Annotated in this window: 11 protein-coding genes; 5 read left to right on the top strand and 6 right to left on the bottom strand. The window is 63.4% G+C overall.

From position 1 onward, the window contains the following. Positions 1-19 precede the first annotated feature (19 nt). The 3 genes from rlmE (at position 20) to G3580_RS11180 (ending at position 4,498) form a co-directional block, all read left to right on the top strand. On the top strand, positions 20-646 hold the full coding sequence (gene rlmE, locus G3580_RS11190; protein ID WP_173765531.1) for a 23S rRNA (uridine(2552)-2'-O)-methyltransferase RlmE: 627 nt from the start codon (positions 20-22) through the stop codon (positions 644-646). 108 nt (positions 647-754) lie between these two features. Next, positions 755-2,644, top strand: coding sequence for an ATP-dependent zinc metalloprotease FtsH (ftsH, locus tag G3580_RS11185; protein ID WP_173765529.1), 1,890 nt, complete (start codon positions 755-757; stop codon positions 2,642-2,644). A gap of 78 nt (positions 2,645-2,722) precedes the next feature. Further along, positions 2,723-4,498, top strand: coding sequence for a M61 family metallopeptidase (locus tag G3580_RS11180; RefSeq protein ID WP_173765527.1), 1,776 nt, complete (start codon positions 2,723-2,725; stop codon positions 4,496-4,498). A 182-nt stretch (positions 4,499-4,680) separates the two neighbouring features. Here the strand turns inward: G3580_RS11180 and G3580_RS11175 are convergent, their stop codons facing one another. Beyond that, the gene (locus G3580_RS11175; RefSeq protein ID WP_228720641.1) at positions 4,681-5,148 is read right to left on the bottom strand and encodes an inorganic diphosphatase; all 468 of its coding nucleotides are present in this window, start codon (positions 5,146-5,148) and stop codon (positions 4,681-4,683) included. A 450-nt stretch (positions 5,149-5,598) separates the two neighbouring features. On the opposite strand from G3580_RS11175, the gene G3580_RS11170 reads away from it, so the two are divergent. Continuing rightward, positions 5,599-6,567 carry an IS110 family RNA-guided transposase gene (locus G3580_RS11170; RefSeq protein ID WP_173763735.1) on the top strand — a complete coding sequence of 323 codons (969 nt, stop codon included), beginning with the start codon at positions 5,599-5,601 and terminating at the stop codon, positions 6,565-6,567. Positions 6,568-6,582: 15 nt separating this feature from the next. On the opposite strand, the gene G3580_RS11165 is transcribed toward G3580_RS11170, so the two are convergent. From G3580_RS11165 to G3580_RS11155, 3 genes are all read right to left on the bottom strand, one after another. Next, a complete protein-coding gene (locus tag G3580_RS11165) occupies positions 6,583-7,764 on the bottom strand; it encodes a vWA domain-containing protein (RefSeq protein WP_173765523.1) in 1,182 nt (393 codons plus the stop codon). A 21-nt stretch (positions 7,765-7,785) separates the two neighbouring features. Beyond that, complete coding sequence (locus G3580_RS11160; protein WP_173765521.1) at positions 7,786-9,717, bottom strand: TIR domain-containing protein; 1,932 nt, start codon at positions 9,715-9,717, stop codon at positions 7,786-7,788. Between the two features lie 180 nt (positions 9,718-9,897). Then, entirely contained in the window at positions 9,898-10,740 is an 843-nt protein-coding gene (locus G3580_RS11155; RefSeq protein WP_173765519.1) for an AAA family ATPase, read from the bottom strand. A 169-nt stretch (positions 10,741-10,909) separates the two neighbouring features. On the opposite strand from G3580_RS11155, the gene G3580_RS11150 reads away from it, so the two are divergent. After that, a complete protein-coding gene (locus tag G3580_RS11150; RefSeq protein WP_173765517.1) occupies positions 10,910-11,908 on the top strand; it encodes an SGNH/GDSL hydrolase family protein in 999 nt (332 codons plus the stop codon). A gap of 216 nt (positions 11,909-12,124) precedes the next feature. On the opposite strand, the gene G3580_RS11145 is transcribed toward G3580_RS11150, so the two are convergent. Both G3580_RS11145 and G3580_RS11140 read right to left on the bottom strand, forming a co-directional pair. Continuing rightward, on the bottom strand, positions 12,125-16,357 hold the full coding sequence (locus tag G3580_RS11145) for a calcium-binding protein (protein WP_173765515.1): 4,233 nt from the start codon (positions 16,355-16,357) through the stop codon (positions 12,125-12,127). After that, positions 16,350-16,826 carry a tetratricopeptide repeat protein gene (locus G3580_RS11140; RefSeq protein WP_173765513.1) on the bottom strand — a complete coding sequence of 159 codons (477 nt, stop codon included), beginning with the start codon at positions 16,824-16,826 and terminating at the stop codon, positions 16,350-16,352. Before G3580_RS11140 ends, G3580_RS11145 begins: the two co-directional genes overlap by 8 nt. Positions 16,827-16,902: the final 76 nt, after the last annotated feature.

Here is a 16,902-nt window from a genome sequence, read left to right as displayed (position 1 = left end):
AGGGCGTGATTCTACTCCCATGAAGCGAAGCAAGACCAGCAAGGCATGGATGCGCGAGCACGTGAACGATCCCTATGTTCACAAGGCGAAAGCGGCGGGTTACCGGGCCCGCGCCGCCTTCAAACTGCTCGAGATCGACCAGAAGGACCACCTCTTGCGTTCCGGCATGACGGTGGTGGACCTCGGCGCCGCCCCCGGCTCCTGGAGTCAGATCGCGGCTCGGCAGGTGGGGGACAGCGGCCGGGTGATCGCCCTCGATCTGCTCGAGATCGACCCGCTGCACAATGTGCATTTCATCCAGGGCGACTTCCAGAGCGACGCGGTGTTGCATCAGCTTGAAGCCGCGCTCGCCGGTCAGCCGGTGGACCTTGTGATTTCGGATATCGCCCCCAACATGTCAGGTATTGCCACCGCCGATCAGGCGCGCGCCATTTATTTGTGTGAGCTGGCGCTGGACTTTGCCGCCAGCCATCTGAAACCCGGCGGCAATTTCCTCGTCAAGGTGTTCCAGGGCGCGGGGATCGATGCCTATCGGCGCAGCATGCAGGACGTGTTCGAGAAGGTCGTGGTGCGAAAGCCCGCCGCGTCCCGTGATCGCAGTGCCGAAGTGTATTTTCTGGGCCTGGGCAGGAAGGCCGACGGATAGGGGCTGGCTATGCCGGCGATTGCTTTACCTGCGGGAACGATCGCTAATAGAATGAGTCAGCTACAAGAGCTTTACTAGATTCCCCAAGGGGCGGACGAGGAAGTTGCGTTGAATAATCTCTTCAAGAACCTTGCGATCTGGATGGTGATCGGCGTCGTCCTGATGACCGTTTTCAACCAGTTCAACAATCGCCAGATGGCGCAGCAGACCATGGCCTACTCGGACTTCATGCAGGAAGCCAAGGCCGGTCGCATCGCCGAGGTCCAGATCGATGGGCAGACCATCCGCGCCAAGACGCAGGATGGCCGTCCGCTCGTGGTCTACAGCACCGGACGCGACATCTGGATGGAATCCGACCTGATGCGCTACGGCGTCAAGGTGCGTGCGGCCAAACCGGACGAGGAACAGTCCTTCCTCATGAACATCTTCGTGTCCTGGTTCCCGATGCTGCTGCTCATCGGTGTGTGGATCTTCTTCATGCGCCAGATGCAGGGCGGCGGGCGCGGGGGCGCGTTCTCCTTCGGCAAGTCGCGGGCACGCATGCTCGACGATTCGGCCAATACCGTCACCTTCGCCGACGTCGCCGGCTGCGACGAGGCCAAGGAGGAGGTCTCCGAACTGGTGGACTTCCTGCGTGACCCGTCCAAGTTCCAGAAGCTCGGTGGCCGCATCCCCAAGGGCGTGCTCATGGTCGGCTCGCCGGGTACCGGTAAGACGCTGCTCGCCAAGGCCATCGCCGGCGAGGCCAAGGTGCCGTTCTTCAGCATCTCCGGTTCCGATTTCGTGGAAATGTTCGTCGGTGTCGGCGCCGCGCGCGTGCGCGACATGTTCGAGCAGGCCAAGAAGCAGGCGCCGTGCATCATCTTCATCGACGAGATCGACGCGGTCGGTCGTCAGCGCGGCGCCGGTCTCGGCGGCGGTAACGACGAACGTGAGCAGACGCTCAACCAGCTGCTGGTGGAGATGGATGGTTTCGAGGGCCAGACCGGTATCATCGTGATCGCGGCCACCAACCGTCCCGACGTGCTCGACCCGGCGCTGCTGCGCCCGGGCCGTTTCGACCGCCAGGTGGTGGTGCCGCTGCCCGATATCCGCGGTCGTGAGCAGATCCTGCGCGTGCACATGCGCAAGGTGCCCATCGCGCCGGACGTGGAGCCGCTGGTGCTGGCACGTGGTACGCCGGGCTTTGCCGGTGCCGATCTGGCCAACCTGGTCAACGAGGCCGCCCTGTTCGCCGCTCGCGCCAACAAGCGCCTGGTGGACATGGAGGACTTCGAGCGCGCCAAGGACAAGATCATGATGGGCGCCGAGCGCCGGTCCGTGGTCATGCCCGAGGAAGAGCGCCGCAATACCGCTTACCACGAGTCGGGTCATGCGGTGGTCGCCAAGCTGCTCGACAAGACCGATCCGGTGCACAAGGTCACCATCATCCCGCGCGGCCGTGCACTCGGCGTCACCATGCAGTTGCCGGAGGAGGATCGCTTCAGTCAGGATCGTGAGCGTCTGATGCAGACCATCGCGGTGTTGTTCGGCGGCCGCATCGCCGAAGAGATCTTCATGAAGCAGATGACCACCGGCGCGTCCAACGACTTCCAGCGGGCCACCGATCTGGCGCGCCGCATGGTGACCCAGTGGGGCATGTCCGATGTGCTCGGCCCCATGGTGTACGGCGAGGAGGAGGGCGAAATCTTCCTTGGCCGCGCCGTGACCACGCACAAGAACGTGTCCGAATCGACCATGCAGAAGGTGGATGCCGAGATCCGTCGCATCCTCGATCAGCAGTACGCGCTGGCGCGTGGCCTGATCGAGAAGAACTGCGACAAGGTCGAGATGATGACCAAGGCGCTGCTCGAATGGGAGACCATCGACGCCAAGCAGATCAACGACATCATGGAAGGCCGCGAGCCGCGGCCACCGAAACCGAGCAGCGGGCCGGCGCCCAAGTCGGGCGACGACTCGCCGGATGCCGCACCGACGGCACCCGCGCCCGCCGCCTGACCCCCTCAGCGCTGACAGGGCCGGCTTCAAAGCCGGCCCTGTTTTTTTGTCCTTATTCAGCCCCGAGCACCAACGCCCATGACCGCGATCAACTACCGTATCGAACCCGTCGACCTGGCCGGCCACCTGTTCGAGGTGACCATGGAGATTCCGGAACCGTTGCGTGACGGGCAATGCGTGCGCTTGCCGGCGTGGATTCCGGGCAGCTACATGATTCGCGATTTTGCGCGCAACATCGTCACCCTGACCGCCGAGGCGGGTGGCAAGCCGGTGGCGGTCGAGAAGCTCGACAAGCAGACCTGGCGTTGTGGCCGGGTGCCCGTCGGCGAGCCGTTGGTGCTGCGCTACGCCGTCTATGCGTGGGATCTGTCGGTGCGCGCCGCGCATCTGGACCAGACCCACGGCTTCTTCAACGGCACCAGCGTGTTCCTGAGCGCGGACGGACACGAGGCGCAGCCCTGTCTGGTCGACATCCGGCCACCGCGCAGCGGCGCGATCGGTGTTTGGCGGGTCGCCACCGCCATGCGCGAGGCCAAGGGCCGGGCGGGTGCGGCCAAGCGCCACGGTTTCGGGCTCTATCGCGCCGACAACTACGACGAGCTGATCGATCATCCGGTCGAGATGGGCGCGTTCACCCTCGCCAGTTTCAAGGCTGGCGGCATCCCCCACGAAGTCGTGCTCACCGGGCGCCATGACTGTGACACCGAGCGCCTGTGCGCGGACCTGGCGCGCATCTGCCAATGGCAGATCGACCTGTTCGGCGGCACGCCCCCGATGGATCGTTATGTCTTCCTCACCCTGGTCGTGGGCGACGGCTATGGCGGCCTCGAACACCGCGCCAGCACCGCGCTGCTCACCTCACGGAACGAACTGCCGTGGGCCGGGATGGAGGGGACGCCGGAGGCCTACCAGCGCTTCCTCGGCCTGTGCAGCCACGAATACTTTCACAGCTGGAACGTCAAGCGCATCAAGCCGGCGCGCTTCACGCCATACGAGCTGGCTGCGGAGAGCTATACGCGCCTGTTGTGGGCGTTCGAGGGTTTCACCTCCTATTACGACGACCTGTGCCTGGTGCGCAGCGGTGTCGTGACGCCCGAGGCCTATCTCAAGAGCCTGGGCGAGACCATCACCCGCGTCGAACGCGGCAGCGGCCGCCTCAAGCAGAGCGTGGCCGACTCCTCTTTCGACGCCTGGAGCAAGTTCTACAAGCAGGACGAAAACGCGCCCAACGCCATCGTCAGCTACTACACCAAGGGCTCGCTCATCGCGCTGGCGCTGGACCTCAAGCTGCGTGAGGCCAGCGGTGGCGACTTCAGTCTCGATGACGTGATGCGCACCCTGTGGAGCCGCCATGGCGAGACCGGCCTCGGCGTGCCCGAGGCCGGCGTGTTCGAGATCGTCGCCCAGATCGGCGGCGACGCCATCGCCCGCTGGCTCAAGCGCGCGGTAAACGGCACCGACGACCTGCCGCTGGCGAAACTGCTCAAGCCGGTGGGCGTGTCGCTGACGACGACGGCCGGCCCGCGCCCGTCGCTGGGCGTGCGCCTCAAGTCCAAGACCGGCAAGGCCATACTGGCCGCCGTTCACGAAGGCAGCGCTGCACATCTGGCGGGCCTCTCGGCGGGGGACACCCTCGTCGCGATCGACGGCCTGCGGGTCACCGCCGAAACGCTCGACGGCATGCTCGAGCGCAAGGCGGCCGGCGCGACGCTGCAGGTGCATTTCTTCCGCCGTGACGAGTTGATGTGCGTGGATCTCGTGCTTGCGGCGGGGGAGGTGGCGACGCAGCTGAGCCTCGTCGCGAGGCCCGACGCGAAGACGCGTCGCCTGCGCGGCGGCTGGCTGGGCGTGTGATTGGCCGCATGGTCCGGATTGGGATGTCGATTCCGGGTGCCGTGCCGTGCCGCGTCAGCGGGCCGACGGTGTTCGGCTTGGGCCGGTCACGATGTCTTGCCTCACATCGGTGTAGCCCGGCTGAAGGCCGCAGGCCGGAATCCGGGTGCAACCGCTGACCGCGTTCCGATGGCTTCTCCGTCCTAGAACGTCACCGACGGGCCGTGCCAATCCGGCCCGCATGGCCGTGCCCGTGCCAGCGCCTCGTCGGTGCCGCACCAGCCGCCGCAGGCGTTTCGCCCCGGGCGCCGTCGCCACGCGTTGAGCACCCCCTTGCAGCGGGCGTAGAAGGCGAAGAAACGCAGGATGCGCCGGCGCTCGGCCGCGCTTACCGGATGAGCGCTGCAGATCAGCTTGTCGTCGGTCATGCCCCGGTCGATCAGGATCACCGCGCCCCAGGCGGGCAGGGTCACGCGGGTGCCCACCGGCAGGCGCGGGCCCAGCACCACGGCGTCGAGCAGATCGCCTTCCTGTCCGAGCAAGTGAGGCACGGCGCCATAGTTGAAGGGGCAGGGCAGGGGCGAGACGAAATCGATGTGCCCGCTGGAGCCGCGTTTGAGAAAGCTGCCGCGGGGGATTTCGATGACGACGTCGAGTTCGGGCGGGTTCATGTCCATTGCTTACGTCGGTAGGGCGGAAATGCGCTGAGCTTTTCCGCCGTATGGCGCCATCTCAATCATCCGCGCCGCTCGCTTGTCTGAATGTCTGAAACATGAGTCTGTGAACGAGTCGCAGCCATTGTTGCCACCGTTGTTTGTGGTGTCTGGATGCCGTGATCGGCCTGATGTGAACGCCTTTTGGCGGAAGGCGCTTCGCTTTTCCGCCCTTGTATTGTTTTCCTCAGATCTGAGATTGCCATATCTTCTGCTTTGGCAGTTCTCAGATCGGCTCGGGGGATCCCCCGAGCCGAGCGGCTGGATGCCGATTCCGCCCTTGGGCCGCGAGCCCGCCGCGTAGATCCATGCACCAGCCGCTCACCCTCACCAATAGATCGGACAGTATCTTTGGCCCGGCATGGCCGGCAGCCCGGATGAACAAGGTAGATCACGGGAGGAATCGGGATGAGTTCTTTTGTGTTGGGTATCGATGTTTCCAAGGACAAGCTCGACTGCGCATTACAGCTGCCCGATGGCAAGCTGCGCCACAAGGTGGTGAGCAACGCGCCAGAGGGCTTCAAGCGGCTGGACGAGTGGCTCGCCCAGCGCGGCGTTGGCCAAGTGCACGTATGCATGGAAGCGACCGGCATCTACTGGGAAGCTTCGGCAGAGTACTTGTCTGGTCGCGAGCACACGACTGTCAGCGTCATCAATCCAGCCCAGATCAAGGCGTTCGGTGCATCGAGATTGGTGCGCACCAAGACCGACAAGGTCGATGCTTCGTTGATCGCCCAGTTCTGCGCCGAGCGTTGCCCGCCACCCTGGCAAGCACCGAGTGCCCAAGAGCAGGCGCTTCGCGCCATGGTGCTGCGCCTGGAGGCGTTGCAGAACATGCATCGGCAGGAGAGCAACCGTTTGCTGGTCGCCCGCGATGCCGTGCGCGAGGGCATCGAAGCGCATCTGGCCTGGCTTGATGAACAGATTACCCAGTTGGTGCGCCAGATCAACGATCACATCGACAATGATCCGGACATGCATGACAAACGACAGTTGCTCGAATCCATTCCCGGTGTGGGCGAGCGCACGGTCGCGGTCTTGCTTGCTTTCTATGCCGATCCGGCGCGCTTTGGCAATGCGCGCCAGGCCGTTGCATTTGCCGGGCTCGATCCGCGCCAGCACGAATCCGGTTCGAGCGTCAGAGGACGTTCGCATCTGTCCAAGGTCGGCCATGCGTTCATCCGCAAGGCCTTATACATGCCAGCGGTTGTGACCGCGTACAAAACGACATGGGGTGGCCGATTCCGCCAACGCCTCGTGCGGCGCGGGAAGCATCCGAAGCTGATCATCGGGGCGATGATGCGAAAACTGCTTCAGGTGGCCTATGGTGTGCTCAAGTCGGGCAAGCCGTTCGACCCGACGCTTCACGAGACTTGACGCGGATAACAGTATCTACCGCTTCTTCGATAACGCCGAAATGGCCGCCGTCAGCCCGCTGAGAGTAAGCGGGTACATGCGCTCGGCGCCCATGATGTCCTGCACGATCCGGATGGACTGGCGGTATTCCCACAGTCGCTGCGGTTCGGGATTGAGCCAGGCGGCCGCCGGATAGGCGTCGAGCAGGCGGCGCAGCCAGGCGGCGCCGGGCTCGGCGTTCATGGTTTCGATGGCGCCGTGGGGGTGGAGGATTTCGTAGGGACTCATGGTGGCGTCGCCGACGAAGATGAGCTTGTAGTCCGGCCCGTAGGTGTGGAGCACGTCGAGCAGGGCTGTGCGGTCCGAGTGGCGGCGGTGCGCGTCCTTCCACACGTGTTCATACACGCAGTTGTGGAAGTAGTAGTACTCCAGGTGCTTGAACTCGGTGCGCGCGGCGGAGAACAGTTCTTCGCAGACCTTGATGTGGTCGTCCATGGAGCCGCCCACGTCGAAGAACATGAGCGCCTTGACCGCGTTGTGGCGTTCCGGACGCATGTGCAGGTCGAGCCAGCCGGCATTGCGGGCGGTGGCGGCGACGGTGGTGTCCAGGTCCAGTTCCTCGGCCGCGCCTTCGCGGGCGAAGCGGCGCAGCCGGCGCAGCGCCACCTTGATGTTGCGGGTGCCGATCTCGACGCTGTCGTCCAGGTTGCGGTATTCGCGCTTGTCCCACACCTTGATGGCGGTGCGGTTGCCCGCCGACTCGCCCCCGACCCGGATGCCCTCGGGGTGGTAGCCGGCGTTTCCGAAAGGCGAGGAGCCGCCGGTGCCGACCCACTTGTTGCCGCCCTGGTGGCGCCCCTGCTGTTCGTCGAGGCGCTTGCGGAACTCGTCCATGAGCTTGTCCCAGCCGAGTTTTTCGAGCGCGGCCTTCTCTTCGGGTGTGAGGTGCTTCTTCATCAGCGCCCGCAGCCATGCCTCAGGCAGATCGGCGTCGAGTCCGGGGATCTCGGTGACGCCCTTGAAGTAGCTGCCGAAGGCCCGGTCGAACCTGTCGTAGTGGGCCTCGTCCTTGATCAGGCAGGTGCGCGAGAAATGGTAGAAATCGTCGATGGAATGGCCGCACACATGCTGGCGCAGGCCGTCGAGCAGGGTGAGGAACTCCTTGGTCGAGACCGGCAGCGTGTGCTGGCGCAGATGAAGGAAGAAGTCGATCAACATGGGGTTTCGGGATTCGCCGGCTCAGTGGGTCGTGTAACGGACCAGTTCGATCCGGTCGCGCTCGATCTCGATGCCGCTGGCCGACTGGATGATGCGTTCCATCTTCACATAGCGCTTGGCCTGGGGGGCGTACCACAGGGTGAATTTCGCCTGGGTCGGTTCCACGTCGGCCTGGATCTGGCTGCCGGTCTGGCGGCGCTGCGCCAGCACCTGCACCGTGATGGCGGAGAAGCGCCCGGCCGGTACGCTCACGTCCTCGCGCCCGCTCACCTTGGCCTCGGCGCGCCAGTCGAACCACTGGTTGTCCATGTCCGGCACCTTGAAGCCCGACCACCGGCCTTCGCGAATCGCCTCCGAGGTGATGAACCAGGGGGTGAACTCCCAGCCCATCCAGGTCCAGTCGACGAAGGCGGGCGCCGCGTTGCTCGAGCGGTGCGTGCCGCCGGGGCGCTGGCGCGGTTCGAGCAGGGTCATGGTTTCGGTCACGAGCCCGCCGTCCACCTTGTCGACGGTGATCGAGAGCGTGCGCTTGGGGCTGTTGGCCCATTTGCCACGCATGCGATACACCCAGGTGTCGCCCGGCGCGGGAAGCAGGGAACTGGCGGTGGTCGTGGGTGTCGCCGGGGTGCTGGCGCCCGGTTCGACACGCAGCCGCCGGCTGACCGTGCCGATGCCGTTGGAGGCGATCAGCGTGATCGTGGCCGGGGCGTCGAGCGTCACACGGGTGCAGTCGCGCGAGGCGTTGGCCATGCGTCCGCCTTGCGGTTCGAGGACGACCGTGTCCGCATCCTTGACCCGGTAGCAGAGCCGGGCGCCGCCGGCCTCGGGGGTCGCTTCCAGCGCCAGGATCTCGGGTTTGGGCGGGCGCGGCGCGGCCGGGGTGGCGGGCTCGGGCGGGGGCCTGGGGGGCGGCGCCTCGGCGCTGCCGGACAGCGCCAGGACGATGCGGTTCGCGCCACTGACGGCGCTGAGGGTGGCTTCGTGTGTGCCCGGGTTCGCGGGACGATACTGGATCGAGACGCTGCAACGCGCGCCCGCGGCGATGCCCGCGGTGCAGGTCTGGACCGGAATGCGGAAACTGGCGGCATCCTTGCCGCCCAGTTCGAGGGTGACCGGCGCGTCCTGTCCGCCGTCGTTGCGCAGCGACCACTCGCGCACCTGCGCGCTGCCCGTGGCGAGGGGGCCGAAGGCGAGTCGGGTGTCGGTGGCGGCGAGCCGGGCGGGGGCCGGCGTCGGTTCGACCGGCGACGATTCGGGCGGCGACGGCGATGCGTCGGCGGGCGCTGACGCGGCGGGTGGCGCCGGCGTTCGCGACACCGTCACCCGGGTCTCGGGGGTTTCCAGACGCACCGACGTGAGCGTCCATGCGCCCACCCCCAGCACCAGCGCGCCCAGCGCGGCCCATGCGGGCAGCCAACGGCGCCGTGGTGGCGAAGGCGGTGCTGCGACCGGCGCTTCGTTCGCGGGGGCGGTCTCGGCCATGTCCGCCGGTGTCTGAAGAATCTTCTCCAGGGTGCGGATCAGCTCGCCCGAGGTGGCCTCCCACTGCTTGTGGGTGAGTTCCACAGCCTGTCGTCGGACCAGGGGTTGCAGGTCTTCGGGCAGGGCATCCATCGGCGGCATGGGGGTGCCGTCGAGCAGCACCGGCACCACGCGGATGTCCCGCGCCAGCGCGGTGCTGGTTTCCAGGCGGATGAAATCGTGCGGGTCGTCCAGCCGCCGCCGGCCGGAGGTGTCCGCCACGTTCAGCCACTCGTCGCCGATGAGGACGATCAGCACCCGGCAGGAGGCGACCGCCTTTTCGATGGCGAGGACGAAGTCGGTGCCCGGCTCGATCCCCTCCACGTCCATGAACACCCGCTCGGCACCGAAGTGCTGCACCAGGCGATCGTAGAGCCGGCCGGCGTAACCGGCCGAGTCGTCGCGGCGGTAGCTGATGAAGATTCCGTCCATGCCTTGGCGGTTCCAGTGACCGTGTACGGGAAGGATAGCTTCTGCCTCGTGTCGTCGTCACCCGGGTGGTATTTTTACCGGTTCCGTCGTCGGTCGATGCAGGCATCCCGGCCGGTTGACACCGGCCCTGCGGGGCTCGCCGTTGTCGGGCGGGTTTCAACCCGCCATCCGCCGGACGCCTCAGCGATTGCGCCGGTTCATGAACACCAGGCGCTCGAACAGATGCACGTCCTGTTCGTTCTTGAGCAGCGCGCCATGCAGCGGCGGCAGCGCGTCGGCATCATCTCGGGCATGAAGTGCTTCGGCGGGAATGTCCTCGGCCACGAGCAGCTTGAGCCAGTCGATCAGCTCCGACGTGGACGGCTTCTTCTTTAGCCCCGAGATCTCGCGCAGCCCGAAGAACACCTCGAGCGCCTCCTTGAGCAGCGCCGGCTTGAGGCCGGGGAAATGCACGTCGACGATCGCCTGCATGGTCTCCCGGTCGGGGAACTGGATGTAGTGGAAGAAGCAGCGGCGCAGGAAAGCGTCGGGCAACTCCTTCTCGTTGTTCGAGGTGATGAACACGATGGGGCGGCTGCGGGCGCGGATCGTTTCCCGCGTCTCGTACACGTGAAATTCCATGCGATCGAGCTCGCGCAGCAGATCGTTGGGGAACTCGATGTCGGCCTTGTCGATCTCGTCGATCAGCACCACGCACGGCTGGTCGTGCTCGAAGGCCTGCCAGAGCACGCCCTTGACGATGTAGTTGGCGATGTCCCTGACCCGGTCGTCGCCCAGTTGCGAATCGCGCAGGCGCGACACCGCGTCGTACTCATACAGGCCCTGCTGCGCCTTGGTGGTGGACTTGATATGCCACTGGAGCAGGGGCACGCCTAGGGCGCCGGCCACTTCCTCGGCCAGCATCGTCTTGCCGGTGCCCGGCTCGCCCTTGATCAGCAACGGCCGTTGCAGGGTGATGGCGGCGTTGACCGCCAGCTTCAGATCGTCCGTGGCGACATAGGTGTCGCTGCCTTCGAAGCGCATGTTGACTCTCGAGGATCGGGGTTGAACGGCTCATTATAGGGAATCGAAAGACGCAACAAACGCGGGCGAACGGCCGTTTGATTTTTGCTGAACGAGTGGCTAAGTTGAGAAACAGCCGCGACGCAGGGGGACGTGGCGAATCGACAACAAACTCCGGAGGAGAGTCCCCATGGTCTCGACGCGTCATGTGCTGGCCGGCATCTGCCTGGCCGTCTTCACCCACGTCGCCAGCGCCGCTGCGCTGCTCAGCCATTACTCGCAACTCGTGTTCTTTGGCGACAGCCTGTCCGACAACGGCAACATCTATGCGCTCAGCGGCGGCCAGTTTCCGCCCGCACCCTACTGGAACGGGCGCTTCAGCAACGGCCCCGTGGCGGCCGAAACCATGGCCAATGCCCTGGGCCTGAGCCTGAGCGACTACGCCTACGGCGGCGCCAAGACCGGTCCGGACGCGCTCGGCCACGACAACTACCGCTGGGATCTGGGCCTCGACGGCACCGGCCTGCCCAACCAGGTCGGCATGTTCGCCGCCTCGCTCGGCGCCGGTTCGGCCGATGCGAACGCGCTCTACGGCATCTGGGGTGGCGCCAACGATTACTTCGAAGCCGGCCTCACACCGCCCGAATCGGTCGCCAACCTCATCGGTGTCGTCGGCGATCTGTACGCCCTCGGCGCGCGCAACTTCTTCCTCCCCAACCTGCCCGACCTGGGCCTGACGGCCGAATTCCTCGGCACCCCGCTGCAGGGCCAGATGAGCTTCATCTCGCAAAGCTTCAACACCTTGCTGAGCGCCAGCCTGATGCAACTGCAGCTCGCCTTGCCCGACGCCTCCATCGTCGCCTTCGACACCTTCAACTTCATGCGCGCCGCCATCGACACCCCGGCCGATTTCGGCCTCACCAACGTGACCGACGCCTGCCTCGACAGCCTCGCCTGCGTGCTCGACCCGGCGGTGCAGGACCAGTACCTGTTCTGGGACGGCGTCCATCCGACCACGGCGGCCCACGAACGCCTCGGTCTGGCCTTCGCGCAGGCGGTGGCGGTGCCGGAGCCTGCGAGTCTCGCGCTGTTTGCATTCGCGATCGTCCTGCTCGGCCTGCAACGCTGCGATCAACGCGGGGTTCGATTCGACCGGCCGTCGGTGTGCGAGGAAGGTTTGGCGGGATGAATCCCGCCCTACGGGTACGCGCCGTTGGGGCGGGTAGCGTATGTCTGTAGGGCCGGTTTCAACCGGCCATCGGTGGTCGAGGCGGCAAGGTGGGTTTGAGATCGCGTATCCAAAAGACATATTTTAACGTCGAGCCGAATGTGTTGGCGCCGCAACGGTTCGGTAAACAAGAAATGCCCCGCGCTTGTGGCACGGGGCATTGTTCCATTGGGGCGATTACTGCCAGTTCGCCGCAATCACCGAACCCAATGCATCTTGGTAATTCTGCGGAAGGGTGGTTTCCCCAGCTGCCGGAGGCGCGAAGGCCGCCATGGCGTTGACGAGGTTCTCGACCTGCCCCGCCGTCAACGCGTCACCAGAGTCGGTCTCGAAGACATCCAATTGGTAGTTGGTGCCTGAATACCAGTTCGATACCGTTACCTTGTCGGCTGACCCGATCACGCTGATTTCCAGGCTGTTTCCCACGTGCTGGAACCAGAGTTGATCGGGTGCCACGTTGGATCCGAAGGTGACGGTGTCGACATTGGCAGCGTTGCTGTCGTAGTTGTTGATCGTATCCTGGCCATCGCCCCTGGCGAACAGATAGGTGTCGGAGCCGTCGCCGCCGTTGAGCACATCGTTGCCGGTGCCGCCCTCGAGCAGGTCATTGCCCGCACCCCCGTTGAGGGTGTCGTTGTCGGCCGCACCGATGAGAGTGTCGTTGCCGGCATCGCCGTTCAGGTAGTCGGTTCCGGCACCACCGTCGGCATAGTCGTCGCCGTCGCCAGCGTAGAGATAGTCGTTGCCGTCCTCCCCGAACAAACGGTCGTTGCCGCCTCGGGCGGTGATGCTGTCGTTGCCCGCTCCGGCACGGACGGTCTGAACGCCATCATCGAAATTGGCACTGTCATTCCCCGATCCGTACTGGATCGGATACATCTCCAGCAGTTCGGAGACGGACACGGTGCGATCGGAAAACTCGATCTGATCCAAGGCGTAGTAGTTGGCCAGGAAGTGATTCTGGACGGTGATCGAATCGCCCGAACCGTAGTCGATCATCAAGTTGTAGCCGCCACCGCGCAGTGCAACGATGTCGGTCGAAGCGACATCTGCGAAACGGATGGTGTCGATTCGCCCCGCGCTGGCATCGTAGTTGTTGATCGTATCCTGGCCATCGCCCCTGGCGAACAGATAGGTGTCGGAGCCGTCGCCGCCGTTGAGCACATCGTTGCCGGTGCCGCCCTCGAGCAGGTCATTGCCCGCACCCCCGTTGAGGGTGTCGTTGTCGGCCGCACCGATGAGAGTGTCGTTGCCGGCATCGCCGTTCAGGTAGTCGGTTCCGGCACCACCGTCGGCATAGTCGTCGCCGTCGCCAGCGTAGAGATAGTCGTTGCCGTCCTCCCCGAACAAACGGTCGTTGCCGCCTCGGGCGGTGATGCTGTCGTTGCCCGCTCCGGCACGGACGGTCTGAACGCCATCATCGAAATTGGCACTGTCACTCCCCGATCCGTACTGGATCGGATACATCTCCAGCAGTTCGGAGACGGACACGGTGCGATCGGAAAACTCGATCTGATCCAAGGCGTAGTAGTTGGCCAGGAAGTGATTCTGGACGGTGATCGAATCGCCCGAACCGTAGTCGATCATCAAGTTGTAGCCGCCACCGCGCAGTGCAACGATGTCGGTCGAAGCGACATCTGCGAAACGGATGGTGTCGATTCGCCCCGCGCTGGCATCGTAGTTGTTGATCGTATCCTGGCCATCGCCCCTGGCGAACAGATAGGTGTCGGAGCCGTCGCCGCCGTTGAGCGCATCGTTGCCGGTGCCGCCCTCGAGCAGGTCATTGCCCGCACCCCCGTTGAGGGTGTCGTTGTCGGCCGCACCGATGAGAGTGTCGTTGCCGGCATCGCCGTTCAGGTAGTCGGTTCCGGCACCACCGTCGGCATAGTCGTCGCCGTCGCCAGCGTAGAGATAGTCGTTGCCGTCCTCTCCGAACAAACGGTCGTTGCCGCCTCGGGCGGTGATGCTGTCGTTGCCCGCTCCGGCACGGACGGTCTGAACGCCATCATCGAAATTGGCACTGTCACTCCCCGATCCGTACTGGATCGGATACATCTCCAGCAGTTCGGAGACGGACACGGTGCGATCGGAAAACTCGATCTGATCCAAGGCGTAGTAGTTGGCCAGGAAGTGATTCTGGACGGTGATCGAATCGCCCGAACCGTAGTCGATCATCAAGTTGTAGCCGCTACCGCGCAATGCAACGATGTCGGTCGAAGCGACATCTGCGAAACGGATGGTGTCGATTCGCCCCGCGCTGGCATCGTAGTTGTTGATGATGTCATGTCCGTTGCCGATGCGCAGCACATACACATCGTTTCCGTTTCCCCCATAGAGCGAATCGTCGCCGGTGCCACCGTCGAGCACGTCATCTCCGTCACCTCCATTGAGGGTGTCGTCTCCTCCGCGCCCAACGACGAGATCATTTCCGGCCCCGCCGTACAGTGAGTTGTTGACAGCCCCGCCAAACACGATGTCCCGGTTAGCCGTGCCGGTAAAGTTGTTTTCTCCAACCAATAGGCCCATCTCGGCGAGGAATGTGTCTGCGCCGCCTTGTCCTTCGAGTTGGTTCACCCAACTCAGCAAACGGCTCGAGCCTGTCCATCCCCCACTCGCCAGGGTGTCTCCCGACACCTTCACCAGATCGGCCAGATCCTGCAATGCACCGCGGGAGTCATTCAACCTCTTGGTATCGAGTGCTGCGTCGAGAGCCGCGAAATCAAAGCTGATCCCATTTTCATCAATCACCAGCTCGACCGCATCGAGGTAGGGTTTCAGCCGAGTCTGGGTGACCAAGCCTTCGTACACCGATTGTTTTAGCGCGTCATAGCTTTGATTCAGAAAATCGAGTTGCGCTTGCGCATAGGAGATGACGAGTGTTCTCACGCCGCCGGTCATGGCTCCGCCTTCGGTAGCGGTCGTTGACGACGAGGTCGTTGTAGATGTGTCCTCGCGAATGCCGAGTACCGCGGTGCTCAACGGGCTTTCATCTTCAGGCAGCGAGAAGAAGTATTCGCCGTTGAACGCTTCGAGCGTGTGAATCTTCTGGTCCCAGGCGGCGATGAGGTCCCGATATTCCTGGGTCAGCTGCGGGTTGTCTTTGTCGAGGCCAAGCAGGGTGGACGATTCGTTTCCGCCTGAACCGCTGCTGTCGCCAGCCATTGTCTCGACGAGGTTGTTGGCACGCGCTTCGGATCCGAAAGCATCGTAGCGAATGTGGAACTGCATCGGGTCTCGTTCGTCGAGGCTTTCGGCCATGCCCGTGGTGTCGGCCCAGGCATCGAGAATCTCGTCGAGCATCGCCCACTGTGCGTCGCGGGTGGTCGCGGCGGCGTATTGCGTGAGCAGGCCGGCCAGGCGGCTTGATTGGGTGGCGGCCTCGCGCAGGTCGCGCACGTTGCCAGAGCCCATCATGTTGGGCAGGGCCTGGGCGGTTTCGCTCACGGCGATGGTGTCGCCGAACTCGCGGTAGAAGTTGCTGGTGTCGAGATTCAGGTTGGCGACTGTGCCGGTGGTGTTGTCGGTGCGGGTGAAGGTGGCGCTGGCGGTCTGCTGATTGCCGCCAGCGAGGTTCTTGAGCCCGGCGGTGGCGTTTAGGTCGATCGAGGCGATGCCCGCATCGGTGAGGCTGATCAATTCACCATCATCGGACACGCCGTCCTGGTCCAGATCCCGCCACACCTGCATATCGGCAAAGCGGGCGTCACTGGCGTTGAAGATTCCGTCGCCATTGCTGTCCAGATCGCGCAGGGCGTCGAAACCGTCGGTGGCGCGCGTCGCGTCCGATTTCACATAGTCGATACCGAACAACTCGGCGCCGGAATCGATACTGCCGTTGCCGTCCTTGTCGAGCACCAGCAGACCGTCGTCGCTCTTCACCCAGCCGGTGCCACGGCGTACGCCGTCACCGTCGTGGTCGAAAAGGACGGTGCCGTCGGCACCGATGGTTTCGAGGCCGTCGCCGTCGAGGTCGAGGGCGAGGGGGTCGCGGGGGTAGCGGAAGTCTTTACTCTGTGAATAAAAACGCTCGCAGTCACTGTCAACTATTATCCCCCCTGCCTTGCCGTCTTGTCGGTATTGCTCCTCCTCTTGCAAACGCAGTATCTGTTCGAATTCGGCATCCTCTACGCGACTGCGGATGAACTTTTGATATGCGTTCGTGGTCTTGCCACTCGGATCGGTAATGGGGTCACCAGGCAAGAAGCCGGAAGCGGCTTCAATCTTTGATCCCACCAAATTTCCGGCTGCTTCACGAACTGCTTGTGAATTCGCCGGTGTTGGATCTCGATAGTAGTTTTCGCATGCCTGTTTAAGCTCCTGCTGTGGCTCAACTGCTTCGACAATCCCTTTTCCGGTAAGGATAACGTTGATTGTATTCACAAAGTCGTTTATGAACCCATTGTTACTCACGCTTTTCCTCCTTCTCGTTTTTGATTAGCTGATCTAGCAAGTTCTCTGAAACTTGATCGCCTAGCGCCGCAGCAGACTTGTACAACTGTTTAGCGCGTTCTTCGTCCTTCTCAACCCATTTTCCCTTTTGATATATAGCTCCTAGAATTCTCATGGAAGTTGGATTTTTAAGTTCGACGCCTCTGCGCCAATAGAAGAGTGCTTTTTCCTTGTCTCGCATTACACCTTTTCCTGTGGCGTATAGAAGTCCAACTATCGTCATGACGCGAGGATCATTTTGTTTTGCTGCTGCTATGCACGCACTGGCAGCTTCTATTTCTTGAGTTTTAGTTCTCGCAAAATGCCTCAATTTCAAGCAGTTTTGATAGATAGGCTCTGTGTCAACTTGGGAACAAGCTGTTGAAGAAAGAAGAAATAGATTGGATGCGAGCAATAGCGATGCTATGTGCGATTTCGATATTCCTTTCATGTCGTTCAATCTCTACGCTTGTTGGTTGGCGATGGGTGCGATTGGCATTGAATAAATCAGCAGAGGTGTTTTCATT

The organism is Nitrogeniibacter mangrovi (genome assembly GCF_010983895.1).
Lineage (GTDB): Bacteria > Pseudomonadota > Gammaproteobacteria > Burkholderiales > Rhodocyclaceae > Nitrogeniibacter > Nitrogeniibacter mangrovi.
This window is presented reverse-complemented; position numbering and strand designations above follow the sequence as displayed.

What these genes read in the sequence shown, in the direction of transcription:
- G3580_RS11175 (WP_228720641.1), bottom strand. Translation starts at nt 5,148, where the DNA reads ATGAACCCGCCCGAACTCGACGTCGTCATCGAAATCCCCCGCGGCAGC.
- G3580_RS11180 (WP_173765527.1), top strand. Translation starts at nt 2,723, where the DNA reads ATGACCGCGATCAACTACCGTATCGAACCCGTCGACCTGGCCGGCCAC.
- G3580_RS11150 (WP_173765517.1), top strand. Translation starts at nt 10,910, where the DNA reads ATGGTCTCGACGCGTCATGTGCTGGCCGGCATCTGCCTGGCCGTCTTC.
- G3580_RS11155 (WP_173765519.1), bottom strand. Translation starts at nt 10,740, where the DNA reads ATGCGCTTCGAAGGCAGCGACACCTATGTCGCCACGGACGATCTGAAG.
- rlmE (WP_173765531.1), top strand. Translation starts at nt 20, where the DNA reads ATGAAGCGAAGCAAGACCAGCAAGGCATGGATGCGCGAGCACGTGAAC.
- G3580_RS11140 (WP_173765513.1), bottom strand. Translation starts at nt 16,826, where the DNA reads ATGAAAGGAATATCGAAATCGCACATAGCATCGCTATTGCTCGCATCC.
- G3580_RS11165 (WP_173765523.1), bottom strand. Translation starts at nt 7,764, where the DNA reads ATGTTGATCGACTTCTTCCTTCATCTGCGCCAGCACACGCTGCCGGTC.
- G3580_RS11160 (WP_173765521.1), bottom strand. Translation starts at nt 9,717, where the DNA reads ATGGACGGAATCTTCATCAGCTACCGCCGCGACGACTCGGCCGGTTAC.
- G3580_RS11170 (WP_173763735.1), top strand. Translation starts at nt 5,599, where the DNA reads ATGAGTTCTTTTGTGTTGGGTATCGATGTTTCCAAGGACAAGCTCGAC.